Annotated in this window: 19 protein-coding genes and 1 pseudogene; 10 read left to right on the forward strand and 10 right to left on the reverse strand. The window is 58.8% G+C overall.

All coding sequences use genetic code 11. The annotated features are described in order from the left end of the window. Positions 1-3 precede the first annotated feature (3 nt). From JN403_RS25045 to JN403_RS25060, 4 genes are all read left to right on the forward strand, one after another. Positions 4-807, forward strand: coding sequence for a tetratricopeptide repeat protein (locus JN403_RS25045; protein ID WP_205484717.1), 804 nt, complete (start codon positions 4-6; stop codon positions 805-807). Positions 808-1,030: 223 nt separating this feature from the next. Beyond that, on the forward strand, positions 1,031-2,278 hold the full coding sequence (locus tag JN403_RS25050) for an alpha-xenorhabdolysin family binary toxin subunit A (RefSeq protein WP_205484718.1): 1,248 nt from the start codon (positions 1,031-1,033) through the stop codon (positions 2,276-2,278). A gap of 11 nt (positions 2,279-2,289) precedes the next feature. Further along, positions 2,290-3,285, forward strand: coding sequence for an alpha-xenorhabdolysin family binary toxin subunit B (locus tag JN403_RS25055; protein ID WP_205484719.1), 996 nt, complete (start codon positions 2,290-2,292; stop codon positions 3,283-3,285). Positions 3,286-3,437: 152 nt separating this feature from the next. Beyond that, positions 3,438-4,175, forward strand: a complete 738-nt coding sequence (locus JN403_RS25060; protein WP_205484720.1) for a hypothetical protein — start codon at positions 3,438-3,440, stop codon at positions 4,173-4,175. Between the two features lie 50 nt (positions 4,176-4,225). Here the strand turns inward: JN403_RS25060 and JN403_RS25065 are convergent, their stop codons facing one another. Continuing rightward, the gene (locus JN403_RS25065; RefSeq protein ID WP_205484721.1) at positions 4,226-5,389 is read right to left on the reverse strand and encodes a type III PLP-dependent enzyme; all 1,164 of its coding nucleotides are present in this window, start codon (positions 5,387-5,389) and stop codon (positions 4,226-4,228) included. 535 nt (positions 5,390-5,924) lie between these two features. Between JN403_RS25065 and JN403_RS25070 the strand changes: the two genes are divergently transcribed. The 3 genes from JN403_RS25070 (at position 5,925) to JN403_RS25080 (ending at position 8,761) form a co-directional block, all read left to right on the forward strand. Further along, entirely contained in the window at positions 5,925-6,413 is a 489-nt protein-coding gene (locus JN403_RS25070; protein WP_122534940.1) for a PAAR domain-containing protein, read from the forward strand. 3 nt (positions 6,414-6,416) lie between these two features. After that, positions 6,417-7,751 (forward strand): PAAR domain-containing protein, encoded by a 1,335-nt coding sequence (locus JN403_RS25075; RefSeq protein ID WP_205484722.1) that lies wholly within the window; start codon positions 6,417-6,419, stop codon positions 7,749-7,751. 83 nt (positions 7,752-7,834) lie between these two features. Beyond that, entirely contained in the window at positions 7,835-8,761 is a 927-nt protein-coding gene (locus tag JN403_RS25080; RefSeq protein ID WP_205484723.1) for a hypothetical protein, read from the forward strand. A 60-nt stretch (positions 8,762-8,821) separates the two neighbouring features. Here the strand turns inward: JN403_RS25080 and JN403_RS25085 are convergent, their stop codons facing one another. Genes JN403_RS25085 through JN403_RS25100 form a run of 4 tightly spaced genes read right to left on the reverse strand, consistent with a single transcriptional unit; the run spans position 8,822 to position 12,363 of the window. Further along, positions 8,822-9,991, reverse strand: coding sequence for an ABC transporter ATP-binding protein (locus JN403_RS25085; RefSeq protein ID WP_205487701.1), 1,170 nt, complete (start codon positions 9,989-9,991; stop codon positions 8,822-8,824). A gap of 11 nt (positions 9,992-10,002) precedes the next feature. Next, complete coding sequence (locus tag JN403_RS25090; protein ID WP_065990219.1) at positions 10,003-10,656, reverse strand: ABC transporter permease; 654 nt, start codon at positions 10,654-10,656, stop codon at positions 10,003-10,005. Beyond that, positions 10,653-11,621 (reverse strand): glycine betaine ABC transporter substrate-binding protein, encoded by a 969-nt coding sequence (locus tag JN403_RS25095; RefSeq protein WP_205484724.1) that lies wholly within the window; start codon positions 11,619-11,621, stop codon positions 10,653-10,655. The genes JN403_RS25090 and JN403_RS25095 overlap by 4 nt, the downstream gene beginning before the upstream one ends. Positions 11,622-11,649: 28 nt before the next feature. Next, the gene (locus tag JN403_RS25100) at positions 11,650-12,363 is read right to left on the reverse strand and encodes an ABC transporter permease (RefSeq protein ID WP_205484725.1); all 714 of its coding nucleotides are present in this window, start codon (positions 12,361-12,363) and stop codon (positions 11,650-11,652) included. Positions 12,364-12,695: 332 nt separating this feature from the next. Between JN403_RS25100 and JN403_RS25105 the strand changes: the two genes are divergently transcribed. Continuing rightward, positions 12,696-14,279, forward strand: coding sequence for a peptide chain release factor 3 (locus JN403_RS25105; protein WP_122534936.1), 1,584 nt, complete (start codon positions 12,696-12,698; stop codon positions 14,277-14,279). Between the two features lie 131 nt (positions 14,280-14,410). Here the strand turns inward: JN403_RS25105 and ggt are convergent, their stop codons facing one another. Next, positions 14,411-16,078, reverse strand: coding sequence for a gamma-glutamyltransferase (gene ggt / locus JN403_RS25110; protein ID WP_205484726.1), 1,668 nt, complete (start codon positions 16,076-16,078; stop codon positions 14,411-14,413). A 122-nt stretch (positions 16,079-16,200) separates the two neighbouring features. Continuing rightward, entirely contained in the window at positions 16,201-17,100 is a 900-nt protein-coding gene (locus tag JN403_RS25115) for a DMT family transporter (protein WP_205484727.1), read from the reverse strand. Between the two features lie 181 nt (positions 17,101-17,281). Here JN403_RS25115 and JN403_RS25120 point away from each other — a divergent pair. After that, a pseudogene (locus JN403_RS25120) lies at positions 17,282-18,159 on the forward strand (LysR family transcriptional regulator). 4 nt (positions 18,160-18,163) lie between these two features. Here JN403_RS25120 and JN403_RS25125 read toward each other — a convergent pair. From JN403_RS25125 to JN403_RS25135, 3 genes are all read right to left on the reverse strand, one after another. Then, the gene (locus JN403_RS25125) at positions 18,164-19,060 is read right to left on the reverse strand and encodes a LysR family transcriptional regulator (RefSeq protein WP_205484728.1); all 897 of its coding nucleotides are present in this window, start codon (positions 19,058-19,060) and stop codon (positions 18,164-18,166) included. A 152-nt stretch (positions 19,061-19,212) separates the two neighbouring features. Then, the gene (locus JN403_RS25130; protein ID WP_205484729.1) at positions 19,213-19,797 is read right to left on the reverse strand and encodes an NAD(P)H-dependent oxidoreductase; all 585 of its coding nucleotides are present in this window, start codon (positions 19,795-19,797) and stop codon (positions 19,213-19,215) included. A gap of 212 nt (positions 19,798-20,009) precedes the next feature. Further along, positions 20,010-20,774, reverse strand: a complete 765-nt coding sequence (locus JN403_RS25135; protein WP_205484730.1) for a sulfite exporter TauE/SafE family protein — start codon at positions 20,772-20,774, stop codon at positions 20,010-20,012. Between the two features lie 261 nt (positions 20,775-21,035). On the opposite strand from JN403_RS25135, the gene argH reads away from it, so the two are divergent. Further along, positions 21,036-22,463 carry an argininosuccinate lyase gene (gene argH, locus JN403_RS25140; protein ID WP_205484731.1) on the forward strand — a complete coding sequence of 476 codons (1,428 nt, stop codon included), beginning with the start codon at positions 21,036-21,038 and terminating at the stop codon, positions 22,461-22,463. The last annotated feature ends 39 nt before the right edge of the window (positions 22,464-22,502 follow it).

Here is a 22,502-nt window from a genome sequence, read left to right on the forward strand (position 1 = left end):
GTCATGACCTGGAATCTGCGACGTGAAGAGGTGCTCGATGGCGACCAGTTGCGCGCCATGCTGGAAGAGAGCCCGGCCAGTGCCGCAAAGGCGATTCTGAGCGCGGCGCAGGCCAACATCGTCGACGCCCAGGCGCTGCTCGGGCAGATCCTGCTCGACGGCAGCGGCATAGAACGCGACCCGGCGCTGGCGCTGGTCTGGTTTCAGATTGCGGCCCGTCGCGGCCACGCGATGGCCCAGAACATGGCCGGCCGTTGCCACGAGCATGGGTGGGGCTGTGAGCCGGATGCCGCAAAGGCTGCCGAGCATTATCGTCTCGCCGCCGAAGCCGGACTTGATTGGGGTTTTTATAACTATGGCAATCTTCTGGCAACCGGCCGTGGCGTCAATAAAGACCAGGCCCGCGCATTGGCGTGTTACCGCAAGGCGGCAGAGCTGGGTCATGCGAAGTCGATGAACCTGGTGGGGCGTTATCTGGAAGAGGGTCTGTCCTGCGAGCGAGATCTCGCCGCTGCCCATGAGTGGTATCGGGGCTCGGCGGAGGGCGGCGACTTCCGTGGGCAGTTCAGCTATGCGTCTGTGCTGGCGGATCACGGTCAGGTCGATGAAGCTCTGATCTGGTTCAAATCTGCGCTTGCCCTGGGCAACCTCAATTTCCTGCGGGTTAGTCGTAGAACACTCATAGCTTCCAGCCATCCCGAAATACGCGCGCTGGCCATCGACTACAGCCGCAAGGCGGCGGATCTGGGCAACGACGACGAGACTGCCTTGTCTGAATGCGTGGGTATTACTCGCACGCCCGCTTAGTATTCTGTTGAAACATCTACAATAACCACGCCTTATCTGCCCGCCCCTGTTGAGTCAAGGGCGACACCGGATGGAAGTTGTAATTGTTCCTACAGCAGATGAAGCCGAAGCCGCTTTGACATTTCGTGATAGACGCAACTAATCTACGGCAACTGCAGCAGCAAGTGCAGTGAGTATGTTGAAAAGACGCCAGGAAGGCGCCTAACTAAAACAGGGAATTATTATGAGTAACGCACTCAACTTAACGCCGGATGCCTCTCTGGCAGAGACGGCGAACAACGCAGCCAAGGCACCTAAAACACTAATTGATGCTTCAACCGGCGCGATGACCGGCAGCCTGAGACCCAAAGGGCTAATCCTGACCAAACAACAAATCATCGACCTGTACCTTTATGAGCAGAAAGGCCTGCATTTACCCACCTCCGAGGCGGATGTAAGTTCATACCTCGGATATGACTCGATGATCTCGCCTGGCCGTGGACTCGCTGTCACCGATTTTGTCAAAACGTTCACAATTATCAAATCCCATGCCAGTCAATGGGATGGCCTGCGCCAGCGAGTTAAACAAGTCAGCAGCGAGCTGAAAGTGTTTGCCGCCAGTATCATCAATACTGGAAAACACATGACGTCGACGCTTGACGAAATCGCGGCGCTCAAAGTGTTGAAACAATATGGCATTAAAACGCTGGAAGACCTGAGAAGGGTTGAAGCGGAGATGGGCGATAAGTTTCCGGGGATCACGCTGGACGATGATGATCTGGAGAACGTGACCACCATCACGGCGTTGCTCGAAGTCCTGCAGGAAAAAATCGACGCCCGAGCGCTTCAGACAGAACAACTCAAGATTGACCTGGACAACTTCTCGCTCGAACTGGCCACCCGCGTTCGACCGCAGATCACGTACCAGTTGACCGCCATCGATAACAATAACTTTAAAGAGGACGTCGTCCGCCTGCAAACCGAAATCGAGGCGCTCACTAAAGAAGTAGACGAGAAGAATGCCAGCTATAAAAAAATGGTGAATGATTCATTGACGTCTGCCTCCAGCCTCAACTTAATCGGCTTGGGCATGGCCATCTATATCGGTGTAGAAGCAGAAAAGGTCCGGAAGGAACGAAACGAGCTTAAAAAAACCCGAGATGCGAAAAATGCGGAAATGGGTATGAAAAACATGATTCTGAAACGCCTGAATGAGGTTAAGGCCGACCTGCAGGATCTGGAGTTCCTGAGCCTTCAGGCCGACGCCGCTACGCAAAACCTTGTGACTGTCTGGAATGCCCTTCATCTGTACGTCAGAACGTCAAAAGAGCAATCGGACATTATCACCGACGCGCTGAAAGTTAGCCTGCTGGCGTATCACTTCGACGAAGTTGTGGAGCCGTGGAAATACATTCAGAGCGACGCCGACGCACTGTACGCGGTGTTCGCAGAAGCCGACGAAGAAATCAAAAAACTACCTCGTTCCGTTTAAGGTCTTTTCCCATGAACATTATCCCGTTTAGCACCGAAGTCACCTACACCGCACCAGACTATGAGCTGATTAAACTCAATATTGGCAAAATGCTCCAACAAAACGCCGAGGCGGATTTTGCCTTCAATGAAACCAAGTATCTGCCCTCCATTCACACCAAGGCGCGTGGTCTGCACACCTCTATCGTGCAGGCAAAGCGCAACATTGACGAGAGTATTGACACGCTGAAAACGGTCTCTGCCAAGGCGCTCAGTAACCTGAATAAATATCGTGCGCAGGCCACTGAAGAACTGACGGACGAAGAAATTGAAGCGAATACTTACGCGCGAGAACAGACAATCATCACCTTTAAAAAAGCGTATGCGCCTGCGGTGGAGGTCATTCAACAGCGATACAAGGCACTCGCGGACGTTACATTTGATCCGGCGCTGACGACGACCTACAAGGATGCCCTGCAGGCTGATTTGACGCAGCTGAACACGGCGCTGGCAGCCATTGATGCTGAAGCCGCCGCGCTGGAAAACTCTCGGACCATTATTAACGATGCAATGGCGGTGCTTGAGAAGGGTAACTTTGTCGATATCGCCAAGGACACGCTGATCACCGCCGAAAGCATTTCCGCCCTCGGACTCGTCGCCCCGCAGGTCGAGATCATCAAATTTGCTATCGAGCACATGAAAAAAACACTCGAGAACATTGGCGAAGCGCTCAACTATCTCACCATGTATGAGCAACGCGAGCTTCTGGTCAGCAAGATCAAGGCATTGAAGCCCAAACAGGCAGATTACGCGGCACAGGTAAAGACCATCAGCAGCAAGACGAAACTGATCGTCAGCATTCACGGTTTATTCGAGAACTTTTTCGGCGCACGTGCTGAGTATTCGAAAGTTGAACAATCGATCAGCGCATTCGCTGATCTTATGGCGGTAACCAAACAGGCAGACTATGAAGACCGGTTGGTGGCTGCGGCCCCTTCTCTTGTTGCCTATCTGAACATTGCTCGCTGAGCCCCTGGAGACAGTGACAGCCAATGCGCTGTCACTGTCAGTCCACCGACAAGGATGTCGATATGTCCACACCCTTCTTCGCGCTCACCAACTTCGAAGCGCTCAACCGCTACCGTATTACCCTGCAACAGGCCAAGGAAACCACCGACCGCGTGAAGCAGGAACTGGGGCTGACCTCGAATCAGGTGTTTGTCCAGCTTCACCAGCCGAGCCTTGATATGACGCTTATCCAGGTGAGGGGCCGGCTTCAAAGCTGGCCCGAATTGTTTGAGTGGCCCAATCGGATTTTCTATCAGCAGTCAGACCTGGTGGGCGATATAAGGCGGCTCGACGCTGAATACTCGCGGGTCTTGGACGGAATGAACACCGCTGAGCGTGGCGGTTTTTTGTCTGCGCTGGACTTCTCACGGGCGCCTTTTGAACTGAACGGCCGGATGAAAGTGTTGAGTGTCGGACCGGGTTTTTCGTTCGTTCAGCAGGTAAAGCAACACGTGCTCAATCTAAACAATCAATACAACAGCGCTGCGTTTACCTGCAGCAACGTGTACCAGAACTCGTCGCTCATCTTGCCGCGTCTGATCAACTTCATGCAGGTTGCGATCGAGACGTATGCAAAAGAGCGCAATGTCGATCCTCTGAGCAACGACGCCGGGATTGTCACCGTAAGAGCGCTCATTGAACAAATGAAGGACGAACAGCGGCTACTGGCGGATGCATCAAGGGATCTCAGCGAGGGTTATTCCAACCTGGAGCGTCTTGTTTCCGGCGCGCTGGATGAATTCAAAGACCTTTTCACCTCGATCACCCTCCAGAGGTTTCATGAGATGGTTGAATCGGCGCTGGTCCGACTGGACTTGGCAGAAGAACTGACCGAGCACACCCGACAATGACTCAATAAAAAACCCGCGATCTCTCGCGGGTTTCTGTCCGGCGGCCGGGCTTAGACGTAGTAAGACTTCAGCGGCGGGAAGCCGTTGAACTCAACAGCGCTGTAACTGGTGGTGTACGCCCCTGTCGAGAGCCAGTACAAACGATCACCGATGGCCAGGTTCAATGGCAGGCCGTACTTGTAGTTTTCGTACATGATGTCGGCGCTGTCGCAGGTCGGGCCGGCAATAACCACTTCTTCCACTTCGCCTTTCTTCTCGGTCCAGATCGGGAACTTGATGGCTTCGTCCATGGTTTCGATCAGGCCTGAGAACTTGCCCACATCCGTGTACACCCAACGCTCGACAGCAGTGCGGGATTTACGCGACACCAACACCACTTCGCTGACCAGAATACCGGCGTTGGCGATCAACGAACGGCCCGGCTCCAGAATGATTTCCGGCAGGTCATCACCGAAGTCTTCTTTCAGGTAGCGAATAATTTCTTCGGCGTAGGTTTCCAGGCTGTTGGTGCGGGTGATGTAGTTGGCCGGGAAGCCGCCGCCCATGTTAATCAGCTTGAGAACGATGCCGTCTTCTTCTTTCAGACGCTCGAAGATCACTTTCACTTTAGCGATCGCGGCGTCCCAGACGCTGATGTCACGCTGCTGCGAACCAACGTGGAACGAGATGCCGTAAGGGACCAGGCCCAGTTCACGGGCAAGGATCAGCAGGTCCATTGCCATGTCGGTCTGGCAGCCAAACTTGCGTGACAGCGGCCAGTCAGCCGTGGTCGAGCCTTCGGTGAGGATGCGCACGTAGACTTTGGAGCCCGGCGCAGCCTTGGCGATGTTGCGCAAGTCGGCTTCGGAGTCGGTGGAGAACAGACGCACGCCCTTCTCGTAGAAGTAGCGAATGTCTTTGGATTTCTTGATGGTGTTGCCGTAGCTGATGCGATCCGGGCTGACACCGCGATCCATCACCTTGTCCAGCTCGTAGATCGAGGCGATGTCGAAGCTCGAGCCCTTGTCCTTCAGCAGGTCGATGATTTCGACCGCCGGATTGGCTTTAACCGCGTAATACACTTTGGCAAATTCGAAGCCTGCACGCAGGTCGTCGTAGGCCTTGCTGATCATCGCGGTGTCGATGACCACGAACGGGGTTTCTTGCTTGTCGGCAAACGCCTTCATCTTATCGAAGGTGCTTTTCTCGAAATAATCTTCGACCTGGATCGACATGCGGGGACTCCTGTTGGCAAACGGTAAAAAACAATGGGTGTGAGCGCGCGGCTCGTGAACGTCCTCCGTATCCCCACTTTGGTTCGCCTACTTCGCAAGGCTGCTCGGCCGAAAGCAAAAGGCCATCCGGTGACAGGTCACGGTTGGCCTTGCTGTCTCGTCGTCAGTACTTGAGCCGGATGGATCGTTTCCAGCATGGACGTTCGGCGCGAACTGTAGGACCTGAGGGGCCGGAGATCAACTAAAAATGTCGCGTTTCTGCCCGTTTTTGCCAGACGGGAATCCGCGCACGTTCAATCAACCCGTAGTAACCGACCGACATGACAGGGTGATGTTCCCGGTGGGTGGCAAATGGGCAATCCGCCACGAAAGCCACCTGTCCGTCAGACATCGGCTACCTGATCACCCGAAATGCCCTACGCACCGGATCTCTCTCCCCCACGTATCCCATTGATCCTGATCACTAGGGTTGGCGTCCATTCGCTTCGCTCGAACTGTACGAGGCGCTGAATCAACCTGACCAAGGATCAAAGTCATGCACAAGACTGCCTATTCCCCGCTGTACACCAATGACGTCACCTCCGAGTACCTGCGTGATCTGGATCGACCGCCCTTTTCGGAAGAGGCGCTGACCACGTTCAGTCCGGCAGCGCTGGCTCAGGTGAGAGAGAGTGAGGCATACAAGCAAGCCCACCCCTGCACCGGCATTTTCCGGGTGGCGGCGGAAGGCAGCCAGACCCGCGATGGTGGTGTGATCGTGAGAGGCACCCTTGGCGTGGAGTTCAGGCTGGCGGACGGCCGTGAGGTTGCGGGTGCTCGCGTCGGTGACTGCGCCGTTTACCCCGATGGCACTGAGGCACAGGTCGTCACTGGTGCAGGAAAGGCGAACAGCCAAATGGCGCTGGTGGGCAGCCGCTTGAGCAACGGCGACGTGATCATCAGCACGCCGCAGGGTTCTCTTCTTCTGCTTCAGCGCAAGGATGTCGCCTGGCCGGATGACTTTCTGCCCGACGTGGAGAATTGAAGCATGACAATCTTCGATATCAACGGCCGGGAGCAAGGCCTCGACGGCGACCTAACCACCACCGGCGCCATCTGCCACGCCAGCCTTGCTCAAACTTCGCTGGAAGATGGCCGCATGGCATTGCGGCTCGGCGACAAGACCAGCCCTTGCGGCGTGTGTGGGCAAGTGGGCGAAATTGTCGAAGGGGACGACAGCTTCACGTGGGATGGCATACCGACCGCCGTGCATGACGCGCTCGTGTTGTGCGCGTGTCCGCCGGGCGCGAATCGATTGATTGCTCCGCGGTCAGGGCGTGCGGGAGCCAGTCGAGCGGCACCGGACGCCGCTGCGGCGCCACATCCTGCTATGCCCATGTCGAACACCTCGTCTTCTGTTTATCCACACACCACTACGGCGCCGGGGAAAATCTTCGCCCGTGCGTTCGCCATCCGCGACAGCGAAACGGGGCAGCCGCTCGCGAACCGGACATTCACGGCGACGGTGGATGGTCAGCAAAAGTCAGGTACCACCGACAGCAACGGATTGGCGCGCGTTGAGGGTTCTTCAGCAGATTCTGTCGTTTCCGTCCACGTCATGTTCCGCTCGCCCGCACGCGAGTTGAACGAGCTTGCAGGAATGAACACCCGGGTGGTGACCAGTACGACGCGTGTCGAGACGTTGATCCACGGGGAAACGCCGAAGCCCATGGTGATCACCGTGAATGATCGGGCCGCAACGCGCGAGGCGATCATCCGGAAGGTGCGTGAGCTGGGCCACGGGTTTGTTGAGCGGTCGGAGTGGCACGCGAAGCCGCCTAAAAAACCTTTGGTTCGCGACTGGGATTACACAATGATTGCGCTTCATCATGCAGGGAGGAGTTATTCGTGTGGTGTGGGGAGTGAGCAAATGCTGGACACTCAGGCGAAGCAACAAGGCAAGATATTTGACGACTTCAGTTACCACTTTGCAATTGATTGCGCGGGCATCATTTATGAAGGAAGGGACATTCGCTTCAAAGGCGAGCATCTAATTCTCTATAACTCGAATGCCATCGGCATCGTCTTGTTGAACAACTTGACGACCGAGGAGGAAGGGGCTGATTTCATTGCAAAGGCCCGAATCACGTTGAATCATATGGGGCTCAGCACTACCAACGAACTCCCCACCCCTCAAAAGAGCGCAACTATAAACCTGATCACCGCACTAAAAAGCGTATTCTCGATCAATTTCTTTGGCGGCCATAGGGAGTTTCCTCGCCAAGACACCAAAGAAGCAAAAATCTGCCCAGGAAACATTGGGATGGGTTTCGTTAACGTGGTACGCGCCACCACCGGCCTACACAGACCACTACGAGAATAAAAATATCGCCTTCTATCAGAGCTCACTCAAAACCAAAAAACACATACAACCGAACCTCACATTTACGGCACATTGACTCGCTTATGACCCAATCCAAACCGCTAGGCCTTACCACGCTAATCCTATTTGTATTCAGCAATGCCATGATGATGAACTACATCACTTACAAGCAAAACGTGGACCTGGAGCCCGTCGTCCTTGCCAGCGTCGCATCGCTGGCATCTATCATCATAGCGTTACCCCTGTTCCTGTTTAACCGCTCTCCGCCACTCACTGCTGTATCTTCAAAAAGACTGATCAAGCCTTACCTCTGGATCACCCTGTTTACGTTTACCTGCTGGACCAGCGGCTATACCGCCTTGTTAAATCTAAACCCAGCCGCGGTTGCCGCCATCGCCCTAGCCGTCAGCGCGCTCATCATGGCGTTGACGGACGTACTAAAGCTGGGAAGGCTGGGAAGGCTGGGCGTAGTCGGCTCAATGCTTGCATTGGGCACAGTTTGGGTGCTGTCAACTTCATATAGCTCAGTCATACAAGGCGCAGGCCTACATGATGATTACGAGCTGGAAATAGGCGTGACTTTTTCAATAGCGTGCGGTATTTCGCTTTACTTCATCGCACTCCTAAGCAAGCGACTCAACGATCTCGGCCAATCTTTTCACAAGATACAGGTCCGTCGATCACTGTTCGCGTTTCTAGTGTGCACAACGATCGGATTGCTGGATGGCGCCCTCGCGACCATCGTTTCTGAGGCGCCTCAGTTGGCGGCGCTGACAGTGCTCTTCCTGATCTTGATGCAATCAGCACTTGTGCTGTCCATAAGAACAATCAGCCGGCCTATCCTGACGGTGGGTTTTGCTGGAACCGCCCTTTACACACTGATCGCACAGCTAGCGTTTTTCCAACAGTCCGTTGACTCACTCATGGTCATCACGATTTTAGGGAACGCCCTGGGCGTGGTCCTTATGTCGTTCGTGCAGACCAAGAGCAACCTGACATGTCAGCGGTGACGAGTCAGCGGCACCACCGTCAAAAAGGCCCGGGCACCAAAGGCACCCAGGCCCTTCACCTCAACTCAACGCAGCCTGCTCCACCAACTCAGCCGGCGAAACAATGCTGGTCTTCATCCCGCGCGACTGGCCGGAACTCAGGTAAGCCGCGATCGATTCCTGCGTCACTTCACCCAGGAATACATTCTCGGCATCCAGCACCGGCAGCCACGAGCGGTTGAACTCGTACATGCGCGACAGCAGGATGCGCAGGTGTTCGTCGTAGGCGGCGGTGGCGTTGAACGGGCGCAGGTATTGCTCGCACGTGCCGGTCTGGCGGTGCAGGTCGCGGCGGCGGACGTAGCCCATCGCCTTGTTTGCGGCATCGGTGACCACCACATAGCGGCGGTCGTTTTCGTCCATGATTTCCAGCGCATCGGCGACCGGGGTTTCCGGGCTCACGGACGGCGCGTTGTCCGCTGCGTCTTCGGCCTTCACCAACAGCAGGCGCTTGAGCGTGCTGTCCTGGCCGACGAAGTTGCTGACGAAATCATCCGCCGGGTGCGCCAGCAGGGTGTCCGGGTGATCGATCTGCAGCAGCTTGCCGGCGCGGAAGATGGCGATCTTGTCGCCCAGCTTGATGGCTTCGTCGATGTCGTGGCTGACCATGATCACGGTCTTGTTCAGCGCGCGTTGCATCTCGAAAAACTCGTTCTGGATCATCTCGCGGTTGATCGGGTCGACCGCACCGAAGGGCTCGTCCATCAGCAGCAGCGGCGCGTCGGCGGCCAGCGCACGAATCACACCGATCCGCTGTTGCTGACCACCCGACAGCTCGCGCGGATAGCGATGCAGGTACTGCTTGGGTTCCAGCTTGATCATGCTCATCAGTTCGCGGGCACGGTCGTGGCACTTCTGCTTGTCCCAACCCAGGAGCTTGGGCACGACCACGATGTTTTCTTCGATGGTCATGTTGGGGAACAGGCCGATCTGCTGAATCACGTAGCCGATGTTGCGGCGCAGTGTGACCTCGTCGAGACCGGTGGTGTCCTCGCCGTTGATCAGCACTTTGCCGGAGGTCGGCATGATCAGCCGGTTGATCATTTTCAGCGTTGTACTTTTGCCGCAACCCGACGGACCCAGGAACACGCAGATCTCGCCTTCATTGACGGTCAGGCTCACTGAGTCGACGGCCTTCACTTCCTTGCCGTTGCTCTGGAAAGTCTTGGTGAGGTTCTGCAGCTCAATCATTTGTTTGGCGATCATTTCAGGAGTCCTTTTGGAGTCAGCGAGCGTTGCAGCCATTGCAGAAGCAGGTCGGCGAAGATGGCCAGAATGCTGACCAGTACGGCGCCGACGATCAGCATCGACATATCGCTGCGGCTGATGGAAGCGAGGATGAGTACGCCCAGACCGCCCGCGCCGATGGTGGCGGCGATGGTCATGACACCGATGTTCATGACCACGGCAGTGCGTACGCCAGCGAGGATCACTGGCACGGCGATCGGCAGTTCAACCATGCGCAGGCGCTGGCCGAAGGTCATGCCGATGCCCTTGGCGGCTTCACGAATGCCCGGCTCGACGCCGGTGAGCGCCAGGTAGGTGTTGCGCATGATCGGCAGCAGCGAGTAGAGAAACACTGCGGTGATCGCCGGCATCGGGCCGAGGCCCTGACCGAACTTGGAGTAGAACGGCAGCAGCAAGCCGAACAGGGCAATCGACGGGATGGTCAGCAGCACCGTGGCGCTGGCCTGCAACGGCCCGGCGAGGGTCGGGAAGCGTGTCATCAACACGCCCAATGGCACGCCAACCACGATCGCCAGCGTCACCGCGATGCCGACCAAGGTGATGTGTTGCAGCGTCAGGTGCATGACCTGATTCCAGTCCAGATGGGAGAAAGCGCTGAGGAAACTCATGGTTTCTCCTCCTGTTTTGCCGCCGGCGCCGGTGGGACCGGCACGCTGTCGGCGGAAGGATTGATCGGATGCTCGCGCAGGAATTCAGCCGCCACCACGGTAGGACTTTCGTGGTCGACGTCGATGCGCGCGTTCAGCGTGCGCATGGTCTGGTTATCCAGCAGCGCGGCGAGGGGCTTGAGCAAATCGGCCAGTTCCGGGTGCTTGTCCAGGTATTCTTTGCGAATGACTGGCGCCGCGGTGTAGTCCGGGAAGTAGTGCTTGTCGTCCTCCAGCACCTTGAGTTTGAACGCGTTCAGACGGCCGTCGGTGGTGTAGACGAGCCCTGCAAAAACCTGCCCGTTGCGCAGCGCGGTGTAGACCAGTCCAGCGTCCATCTGACGGGTGTTTTCACGCCCCAGGTTCATGCCGTAATGCTTGACCATGCCCACCAGGCCGTCGGAACGGTTGGCGAATTCGGTGTCCAGCGCGACGATGTGACCCTTGTCGGCCTCGGCCTTGAGCACCGTGGTCAGGTTAGACATGTTGTTGACCTGCGGGTACTGCTGGGCAATTTTGTCCGGCAGCGCCAGCGCATAGGTGTTGTTGAACTTGGACGGTGACAACCAGACCAGCCCCTTCTTGGCGTCCAGCTCCTTGACGCGCTGGTAGGTCTGATCGCTGTCGAGCTTTTCGTCGACATGGTTGTAGGCAACCAGCGACACGCCGGTGTACTCCCACAGCAGATCCAACTGGCCGGTTTCCTGGGCACTGCGCGCCAGGTTGCTGCCAAGGCCGCCAGTGATCTGAACCTGATAGCCCTTGTCGCGCAGGTATTGCGCCGTCAGTTCGGCGAGCATGGTCTGTTCGGTGAACACCCGCGCGCCGATGCGCAGCACGGGCATTTCGGCCGGTGCATCCGCGGCCTGGACGAAACCGGACAGCAACATCCCGACGCCCATGATTAATGTGCATAACTTCTTCATAGCAATTCCTTTCTCAGCGGGGCTCGACTTATCGAGCCAGGCCGCGTTCCAGCCAGAGACGGCTTGCCAGGGTCACGGCACCATCGAGCAACAGCGCGAGCAACGCGGTACACGCGGCGCCCAGCACCAGTTGCGGCTGATTGTTCAGGGCGATGCCGGGGAAAATCAGGCTGCCCAAGCTGTTCGCGCCAATGAGGAACGCCAGTGGCGCGGTCCCGACGTTGATCGCCAGGGCCACGCGCACGCCGCCGATGATGATCGGCACGGCATTGGGCAGCTCGACGCGCCACAGCACCTGGCGCGGTGTCATGCCGATGCCGCGAGCAGCTTCTTTAAGGGAACCCTGAACGTTTTTCAGGCCTTCGTAGGTGTTGCGCACGATGGGCAACAACGAAGCGAGGAACAAAGCGAAGATCGCCGGACCGCTGCCGATGCCCAGAATACCCAGAGCGATGGCCAGCACGGCGAGAGGAGGAACGGTGTTACCGATGTTGAAGATCTGCATGAAGCGTTCGGCGCGGCCAACCATGTTCGGTCGGCTAAGGACAATGCCGGTCGGGATCCCGACCACCAGTGCCGCCAGCATCGAAGCCAGCACAAGCCAGACGTGGGCTTGCAGATAAAACAGCAGATCATCCTGATATTGCCTGATGGTACTGATGCCGATCCATTGGATCAGCAGGGCCAGGAGTGCGATGACAATCACACCTCCCAACAGCCCCTTGCCATAGCGATTTGCCACGGGCGGACTCCTTATTTCAGTCGGCGAACGTCTGGCGTGGAACTGGCCTCTTCAGGCAGCACGCGAACGTTCGCGAAGAGCAGCGGGTGGGTCGCCGGAAAGGTTGATACCTCGGCGAAAACACAAGCCATGAGCGCAGCTTCGTCAAGCTAACTTGCTGATTTTGCAACCCTTGGCGTGTAGCGATACCAGGGAATGGACGTCTCCTTAACCGCAAAGGTTCCCACGTGCGATGGTATCTGGCCACCCCTTATCGACTGAACGGTTCGGTTATTGCTCTGGTTTGGGCTATAATCGCCGCCCTTTTTGAATCACCTCTCGGGCGATTTCCCATGACCAGACAGGCCGCCGAAGTCGCGAAACGCCGCACTTTCGCCATCATTTCCCACCCCGATGCGGGTAAGACCACCATCACTGAAAAGCTGCTGCTGATGGGCAAGGCCATTTCCGTCGCCGGTACGGTGAAGTCGCGTAAATCCGACCGTCACGCCACCTCCGACTGGATGGAAATGGAGAAGCAGCGCGGGATTTCCATCACCACCTCGGTCATGCAATTCCCGTATCGCGATCACATGATCAACCTGCTCGACACCCCGGGCCACGAAGACTTCTCCGAAGACACCTACCGCACGTTGACCGCTGTCGACTCGGCGCTGATGGTGCTTGATGGCGGTAAAGGGGTTGAGCCCCGCACCATCGCACTGATGGACGTTTGCCGCCTGCGCGACACGCCGATCGTGAGCTTCATCAACAAGCTCGACCGCGACATTCGCGACCCGATCGAGCTGCTCGACGAGATCGAAGCCGTCCTGAAAATCAAGGCCGCGCCCATCACCTGGCCGATCGGTTGCTACCGCGACTTCAAGGGTGTGTATCACCTCGCCGACGACTACATCATCGTGTACACCGCCGGTCATGGTCATGAGCGCACCGAGGTGAAAATCATCGAGAAGCTCGACTCGGACGAGGCCCGCGCCCACCTGGGCGATGAGTACGATCGCTTTGTCGATCAGCTGGAACTGGTTCAGGGCGCCTGTCATGAATTCAACCAGCAGGAATTCCTCGACGGTCAGCTGACGCCGGTGTTTTTCGGTACGGCACTCGGCAACTTCGGGGTCGACCATGTGCTCGATGCCGTGGTCGACTGGGCGCCGAAGCCACTGGCCCGCGTCGCCAACGAGCGCACGGTAGAGCCGGTCGAGGAGAAATTCAGCGGCTTCGTGTTCAAGATCCAGGCGAACATGGACCCCAAGCACCGCGACCGCATCGCGTTCATGCGCATCTGTTCGGGCAAGTACGACAAGGGCATGAAAATGCGCCATGTGCGCACCGGCAAGGACGTGCGCATCGGTGACGCGCTGACGTTCTTCTCCAGCGAGCGTGAACAGCTTGAAGAAGCCTACGCGGGCGACATCATCGGCCTGCACAACCACGGCACGATTCAGATCGGCGATACATTCAGCGAAGGCGAGGCGCTAGGCTTCACCGGCATCCCGCACTTTGCCCCTGAGCTGTTCCGTCGCGTACGCCTGAAGGATCCGCTGAAATCCAAGCAGCTGCGTCAGGGTCTGCAGCAGCTGGCCGAGGAAGGCGCCACTCAGGTCTTTTTCCCGCAGCGCAGCAACGACATCATCCTCGGCGCCGTCGGTGTGCTGCAGTTCGATGTGGTCGCCAGCCGCCTGAAGGAAGAATACAAGGTCGAGTGCGCCTACGAGCCGATCACCGTGTGGTCAGCCCGCTGGATCGACTGCAGCGACAAGAAGAAGCTCGAGGAATTCGAGAACAAGGCTGTGGAAAACCTGGCCGTGGACGGCGGCGGTCACCTGACCTACCTCGCCCCCACCCGGGTCAACCTGGCCTTGATGGAAGAGCGCTGGCCCGACGTGAAATTCCGCGCGACGCGGGAGCATCACTAAGGCTCACTCCTCCGAGTGATCGTTCCCACGCTTGTGGGAGCGAGCTTGCTCGCGAAAGCGGCATGACAGACAGTATGAGTAGCCTGAACTGACGCATTCGTGAGCAAGCTCACTCCCACACGGGCCTCTCGTTACTTCACCACCATCCCCACACCCCGCCCACGGGGATCGGACGCGGTTTCGACCTTCGTGCCGTCGATCTTGATCGCCTGCACATTGCCCATCGACCAGCCCTGATCCTTCAGCGTGTAACCCATGGCCGTCAGCTCGTCGGCCACCGGGGTTGCCAGCGGTGCAAATTTCTCGGTGTAGATCGTGTCTTTCGGCAGCAACTGGTGATGAACCCGCTGCGCCGCGACGGCGTCTTTCAGCGGCATGTGGAAGTCATAGATATTGTTCAGCACCTGAAACACCGTGGTGAAAATCCGTGAGCCACCCGGCGTGCCCAGCACCAGTGTCACGGCGCCGTCGCGGGTGACCAGACTTGGGCTCATCGACGACAACATGCGCTTGCCAGGCTGAATAGCGTTGGCATCCCCGCCCACCACGCCGAACGCATTGGCAACGCCCGGCTTGGAGCTGAAATCATCCATCTCGTCGTTCAGCAAAAAGCCTGCGCCCTTGACCACCACGCCGCTGCCGTAATCCCAGTTCAGGGTGTAGGTGTTGCTGACCGCGTTGCCCTTGGCATCGACGATGGAAAAATGCGTGGTCTGGTGCGACTCAAGCCCGGCCTTCACGTTCTCCGTGGGCGAAATTGCCGTCGGGTTGACCTCGTGGGCGCGCTTGGCCAGATAGGCGTTGTCGGTCAGCTGATTCACCGGCGCCACGGAAAAGTCCGGATCGCCGAGGTAGTTGGCGCGATCGGCGAACACGCGTTTTTCAATTTCAGCGAGCAAGTGGATGTAGCGCGCCGAGTTGAGCGGCACGTCTTTGAAGTCATCGGCAAGCAGCTGCTTCATGCCGATCAATTGCGCCAGCGCAATGCCGCCGGAACTGGGCAGCGGCGCGGTATAAAGCGTGTTGCCGTTGAAGTTCACATGCAGCGGCTTGCGCCAGACCGCCTTGTAATCCTGCAGGTCCTCTTTGGTGATAAGGCCGTTGTCGTGCTGCATCTGCGACACCAACAGGTCAGCCGTCTGCCCTTGGTAAAACTCGTTGGCACCCTTGTTGGCAATGCGCTCCAGGGTCTTGGCCAGCTCCGGTTGGCGGAAGGTCTCGCCGGTCTTCATGTCGCCGAAGTAATCGGCAAAATTGGTCTTGCCGTTGAGCTGCTTGATCGCTTCGGCACCGTACATGTACTGCTTGTCGGCGACCTTGAAGCCGTTTTTGGCGTAACCAATGGCCGGCGTCAGCAGCTCGGCCCACGGCAGCTTGCCGAATTTCTGATGGGCTTCCCACAGCCCCATCACGGTGCCGGGAACGCCTGAAGCACGTGCGCCCACCAGGCTCATGCCCGGGATAACCTCGCCCTTGTCGTCCAGGTACATGTTGCGCGTCGCCGCTTTTGGCGCGGCTTCGCGGTAGTCGAGAAAGTACGGTCGGCCGTTCATGAACAGCGTCATGAAGCCCCCGCCGCCAATGTTCCCCGCTTCGGGGTAGGTGACCGCCAGCGTGAACGCCGTGGCAACCGCAGCGTCGACTGCGTTCCCGCCCTTTTTCAGAATCTGCGCAGCGACCTGAGCACCGTATTGGTCCGGGGCCGCAACGGCGCCGCCTTCCAGTACCACGGCATATACCGGCGAACTCGCGGCGAAGATCACCGACAGGGCAAGGGTTTTGAAGGTCACTGCACGCATGGGGCTTCCTTGATGACAAATGCGACAGCTTGAAACTGATGGGCTGTCTGGAGGCTGAAGAGACTAACGGTCCGGCTGCACATTAATGATGAAACTTGCCACAAACGCAAACAGCCAGGCCCCTAAAGCGGGGGACGTTCAGGCTCATCCCGGACGGGAAACACCACCGCCCTCTCCCGCCGCAGATTGAGTGCCAAGACACTCGCCAGCACCACAATGGAGCCTACGATAACTCGCTGCGAAGGCAGCTCGCCCAGCATCACCGAGGCAATGGCGATGGCCATCGGCGGCGTCAGGTACAAACTCATCGACGCACGGCTGACGTCCATATGCTTCAAGACGTACGCCCAGGCCAGGTACGCCAGTGCGCTCGGGAACAGCCCCAATACCCCTACGGCCACATTGACCCGCAGCGGCGCGTTGAGGATCTCGCCGATCAGCCCCGGCAGGTAAACCAGCAGAAATACCGTGCCGGCCCAGACCGTGTAGCAGACCATGGTCAGGCCGTCGTACCGGTGGCTGTGACGCTTCTGCAGCGAGAAATACACGCTCCAGGAAAACGCCGCCGCCAGAATCAGCAGCCCGCGCGCGTCCATATGGCCGATGCCACGATCTCCGGTGACAACAATCGCGGCGCCCACCAGGCCGAGCGCCACACAACCCCAACGCCAGACGCTGACTCGCTCCTTGAACACGAAATGCGCCAGCAGCGCGGTGAACAGGGGCGTCGACTGCACCAGCACGCTGGACGCCCCGGCACTCACGCCGGCCTGGCCGAAATTCAGCGCGATGTGGTGCAGGCTGACGGCGAAGAAACCCAACACCGCGAGCAACGGCAGGTCCTTCAGGCGCGGCAACGCGATACGGTGCGACGAGGCGATTAACAGCATGAACACCGACGCGATCAGAAAGCGCAGCAGCGCCAGATGCCCGGGCTCGTAGGCCTGCAAACCGATGCGAATGCCGGTCGGCGAGAAGCCCCAGCAGGCGACCACGAAGAAAGTGGCCAGGGCGACTCTCATCCCCTGCCAAGGCACCGCAGCACTAACCGTTGTCTCCGACCCGCAAACGGGTTCAGCCACCACGTTCATATCGATACTCCTGCCGACAAGCCCGACGCCTGCCCATGGCTGCGAGTATCGAAACAACCTATGCTCACCACAACCGAACAATAATGACTCAACCCCTCACTTTTGGTGATGAATGGAACTGGCCCAGATTCGCATGTTCAAGACCGTCGTCGACACCGGCAGCATTGCCCGTGCCGCAGAGGTGTTGCATTGCGTGCCATCGAACATCACCGCACGGATCAAGGCGCTGGAGGCGGAGCTGGGCACCGAGCTGTTCTACCGCCAGGGCCGCGGTTTGCGCATCAGCCCGGCGGGGAAATCTTCCTCACCTACGCCGGCAAGATGCTGAGCCTGGCCGACGAAGCCAAACGCGCGGTGCATCCGGATGCGGCGCCCTCCGGGCCGTTGCGCATTGGCGCCATCGAGTCCTCGGCCACGGCGCGGCTGCCGAGACTGCTGGCGCGTTTTCATGCACGTTACCCACAAGTGTCGCTGGAGCTGACCACCGGCACCGGCACGCAACTGCTCGATGCAATGCTCAACCAGAAGCTCGATGGCGCGATCGTCGCCATCGACGTCAAACGCCCACGGCTCAAGCGCACGTCGATGTACCGGGAGGATCTGGTGCTGATTGCGGCAGAGTCGTTGGGGCCGATTTCCAGTGCCGCAGATCTGCAGGGCAAATCGATTTTCATGTGGCCCGAGGGCTGCCCTTACCGCGCAGCGCTTGAACGCTGGTTGCACAACGACGGCCAGACCCAGCCCATCGTCAGCATCGCCAATTACGGCACCATCGTCGGTTGCGTCAGCGCCGGGGCGGGCGTGGCGCTGGTGCCCAAAGGGGTTTACGAGCAGTACCGAAAAGGCTCGGGTTGGGTCGGTTATGAATTCCCTGAACTGACCTCCATCGACAACCTGTTTTACTGGCACGAAAGCGCCCAGCATCACCCCGCGCGGGAGGCGTTTGTGGAGATGTTGCGGGCGGAGTTCAGCGGGGTTGGCGACGCGTAACGCGTCAGGCGGCGTACACCGCCAGCTTCTCCTGAATGAAATCCAGAAAGCACTGAATCCGCAACGCCAGTTGCGAGTTGCGGTAGTAGACCGCGTGGATCGGCTGGCGATAGCCACTGTTGGCTTGCGGCAGGATGACGTTGAGGCGGCCCTGGCGGATGTCCTCGTGGGTCATGAAGTGTGACAGGCAGACGATGCCCTCACCCGCCAACGCTAACTGGCGCAACGTCTCGCCACTGGAAGCGGAGACCGTCGGCTGAATGAACAACCGATCCCCATCGGCGTGGCGCAACGGCCAGTGGTTGAGGGTTTCGGTCTGGGTGAAGCCGAGCAGCGAATGCCCGCTCAGCGCCTCCACGGTTTTCGGCGTGCCGTGTTTTTCGAGGTATTCCGGGCTGGCGAGGATGTTCAGCGGGCTGCTGCCGAGTGGCCTTGCGTGCAGCGTGGAATCGGCCAGCACGCCAATGCGGATTGCTACATCGGTGCTCTGTTCCAGCAGATCAATGATCAGATCATTGCTGTTCAGCTCCAGCTGGATGTCCGGGTACCGCGCGCGAAACTCCGCGACGTACGGAACAATGGAATGCAGCATGAAGGGCGACGCCGCGTTGATCCGCAAGCGGCCGGAGGGTGTCTGCTGGCGCACCGACATGCGCTCTTCCAGCTCTTCCATCTGATCCAGAATCTGCCTGGCCCGCTCGAGGAAATACTTGCCCTCCTCGGTCAGGTCCATGCGCCGCGTGGTGCGGTTGATCAACGTCGTGCCCAGCTTGCCTTCCAGTCGCGACAGCGTGCGGCTGATCGCCGACGGCGTCTGCCCGACCTGCTCGGCAGCGGCGGAAATCGAACCGCTCTCGATCACCGTGACAAACACCTGCAACTCATCCGACCTGGCTTTCACTGTTGTCTCCCGCTCACAAGAGACCGGATATTAGCGCTCTTCGGAGCAAGCTATAAGCTATAAGCTGCAAGCTGCAAGCTGCAAGTGAGCCGTGAGCCGTGAGCCGTGAGCTTGAAGCTTGCCGCTTGAAGCTTGTAGCTCGCTCCTCCCTCTCAGATTCCGAACACCGACGCTAAGTGCGCCTCATACCGCTTCACGTCTGTGTCGACATTCGGCATCTTCATCACGTCCACTGCCAGGAAGGTCGGCAGGCCGGTCATGCCCAGGAACTGGTTGGCCTTATGGAACGGGAAGTACACGGCATCCACGCCCTTGGCTTCGAAGAAGTCTGCGGGGTCGTCGAACGCTTGCTGCGGCGCGTTCCAGGTGGCCGAAATCATGTATTGCTTGCCGTGCAGCAAACCGCCGCTGCCATACCGCCGGGACGCATCGGAACGGGTGCGACCGTCGTTGGTGTACAGGCTGCCGTGACCTTCGGTGAACACTTCGTCGATGTACTTTTTCACCGTCCACGGCGCGCCCATCCACCAGCCCGGCATCTGCCAGATGATCACGTCGGCCCAGAGAAACTTCTGCACTTCCTCGGCCACGTCATAGCCACCGTCGATGAAGGTCTGCTGCACATCAAACCCGGCGCGGTCCAGAAACGCCATGCCGGCTTCATGCAGGGTGGTGTTGTAGCGGCCATCGGAATGCGCGAATTGTTTGCCGCCATTGAGAAACAGTACTTTTTTCATATCAAGCCTCGTCCGCCGTCAATGCAGCCCGCGGTTCAGCGGCACTGGATTGAGGGTCTTCAATTGGAATGGACGGCAGAATATCGGTTGCATCAGGCGGGAATAAGCCGGGAGCGGGCAAAATACCTTTGCGTGCCAATCACGAATGAAACGCTGATTCATGAATTCAAGTTGTCGCGCACGTAGATGAAAGTCTTAGCCGGAGCGAGTTTTCAGCCAGCAATCATCAGGTGCGTACCCAGCAGCGCCATGCCGATAAAGAACATCCGCTTGAACACCAGCGCGCTGATACGTTGACGCAGCCACTGCCCGAACATCATGCCCAGCAACGCGGGAACCAGCGCCAGCAACGAGGCGCCCATTTCGGCGCTGCCCACCGCGCCATTCCAGAACAGACCAACGCCCAGTGCCAGGGTCGAGACGGTGAACGACAGTCCCAGCGCCTGCACCAGTTCATTGCGATCCAGCCCCAGGCCCTGAATGTAAGGCACCGCTGGAATCACGAAGACGCCGGTGGCCGAGGTGACCAGGCCGGTGATGAAGCCGCACAAGGGCCCGAGCCAGCCCTCCGCAGCGGACGGCACTTTGAGCGTCGGCAGAAACAAGCCGCATAACGCGTAGACGAACAGCGCGCCGCCCAGCGCCCTCGCCATGCCGTGCCCGTTGCCGAGGCCCAACGCGTATGAGCCGAGCAGCGTGCCGATGACGATCGTCAGCAGCAACGGCCACAACCGCACGCACAATCCGCGCAAATGCCCGCCGATTGCCAGCTGCCAAAGGTTGGTGAGTGTCGAGGGGATCAGCAGCAACGCCGCCGCCTGGCTGGGCAGCATCATCACCCCCAGCAGGCCCATCGCAACCGTCGGCAGCCCCATGCCGATCACGCCCTTGACCGTCCCCGCCAGCAGAAACGTCAGCAGCACCAGCACTGACAACGTCCAGCCAAGGTGCTGATACAGCGATAGAAAATCAGTCATGGGCGCATCCTGCGAAAGGTCGACGATGGGCAACAACGAACGTTGCAATCGGCGCCACTTCACCACATTCCGGCGCCTGGGGTAATGGAAAAAATGCTCAGCACCACGCGGCTGATCAGCAGGCCAATGCGGGCAGCTTTCCATTTTTGCCAACCCGACTTGCCATTTGTGACGTTTCAACGGCAGCGGGTTTTTCCTAGGATCCCCTGACGTCGCCGACGCCTGGTTCGCCAGCCATCACGTGTTTAAGGGAGAATGCATATGTCCGATGCCACTGAGCGTCTATGGGGCGCGCGCTTCAAGTCAGCGCCGGCTGAAGCGATGGCCAACCTGTCACGCTCGCCCGCCGTCTATTTCCGCATGACGCCCTATGACGTCGCGGGGTCCAAGGCCCACGCCCATGAACTGGAGCGCGCCGGTTTGCTGGACGCCGATGAAACTCGCCGCATCATCGACGCGCTGGAATCGATCGACGAGGACTTCGCCGCCGGCACGATTCAGCCGATTCCCGCCGACGAGGACGTGCACACGTTCATCGAGCGCCTGCTCACCGAACGCCTCGGCGCACTGGGCGGCAAGCTTCGCGCCGGGCGCTCACGCAACGATCAGACGGCCAACGACATGCGGCTGTTTTTGCGTGACCGCATTCGCGTGCTGACCCTGTCGATTCTGGATTTGCAGCAGGCGTTGGTCGGCCAGGCCGAAGCGCATATCGAGACCATCGCGCCGGGTTTCACCCACTTGCAACAGGCTCAGCCGATTGTCTTCGGGCACCATTTGATGGCCCATGCCCAGGCGATTCATCGTGACATCCAGCGCCTGCAAGATTGGGATCAGCGCTTCAATCTATCGCCCCTCGGCGCCGCCGCCATGGCCGGGTCCGCCATCGCCCGCGACCCTCAACGTTCGGCGGCGGAAATGGGCTACGCCGGCCCGTGTGAGAACTCCATCGACGCCGTCGCCAGCCGCGATCACGTGGCCGAGTTTCTGTTCTGCGCGAGCATGCTGGGGATCAATATTTCTCGCATGGCCGAGGAGTTCTGCATCTGGACGTCGCGGCAGTTTCGCTGGGTCGAGCTGGACGATGCCTACGCCACGGGCAGCTCGATCATGCCGCAGAAGAAGAACCCGGACATCGCCGAATTGGCGCGGGGCAAATCCGGCCGTTTGATCGGCTCGCTGACAGCGATTCTGTCGGTGCTCAAGGCGCAGCCGCTGTCGTACAACCGCGACTTGAGCGAAGACAAACACGCGATCTTCGACGCGCTGGACACGCTGAATCTGGTGCTGCCCGCTTTCGCCGGTATGGTCCGGACGATGACGGTGCGCAAGGACGAATTGCTGCGTCAGGCGCCATTGGGTTTTACCTTGGCGACGGAGATTGCGGACTGGCTGGCCGTTCGCGGCGTGCCGTTCAAGGAAGCCCACGAGATCACCGGGCAACTGGTTCAGCTGTGTGAGGCGCAGGACATCGGGCTGCCGGAGCTGACGCCAAAGATGCTCGCCCACACCGACCCGCGCCTGACGCCACAGGTGTTGGAGAGCCTGACGCTGGAAGCCGCACTGGCAGCGCGCAGCGGCTGGGGCGGAACGTCGCCGGTGCGAGTGGCCGAACAGATCGCGCGGTTTAAACAGCACCTGGTGGCGCAAGAGCAGTGGGCCAAGGATTACAGCGGCCCGCGGGGTTAATTGCGCGCAGCCGGTCCCACTGACTGATCGCGTGCCTAT

The sequence above is a fragment of the Pseudomonas sp. 15A4 genome, from assembly GCF_016925575.1.
GTDB lineage: Bacteria > Pseudomonadota > Gammaproteobacteria > Pseudomonadales > Pseudomonadaceae > Aquipseudomonas.